Raw genomic sequence first — 310 nt, 5'->3', positions numbered from 1 at the left:
TGGTCGGGGTGGGGCGGTGCCGTCCGTCGCCGGATCGGGTGTCCGAGGGCGCGTCGCCCGACCGCGATGCTCGCCGCATCGTGCCGGGACATCCTGCGTAGTGGGGTGGTCAGGGGCTTCTGCCAGTGCTGGGCACCCCAGCGAGAGGTGTAGGCGGGATCGACCGCGACCACGGCGATGCCCTGCTCTGCGGCCATCGACACCAGCCGGACCTTGAGTTTCGCGGTGGGGAAGCGGGAGAGCAGGCGGCGGAAGCGTTTGTTGCGGCCGTGCTTCTCGCGGCCCTTCTGCGCCGCGAAGTCGAGGTCTT

Annotated in this window: 1 pseudogene; it reads right to left on the bottom strand. The window is 70.6% G+C overall.

Going from position 1 to position 310, the window contains the following annotated elements:
- A pseudogene (locus ADK57_RS18245) lies at positions 1–310 on the bottom strand (IS200/IS605 family accessory protein TnpB-related protein); the annotation flags it as partial.

This window comes from Streptomyces sp. MMG1533, from assembly GCF_001279775.1.
Taxonomy (GTDB): Bacteria; Actinomycetota; Actinomycetes; order Streptomycetales; family Streptomycetaceae; genus Streptomyces.
This window is presented reverse-complemented; position numbering and strand designations above follow the sequence as displayed.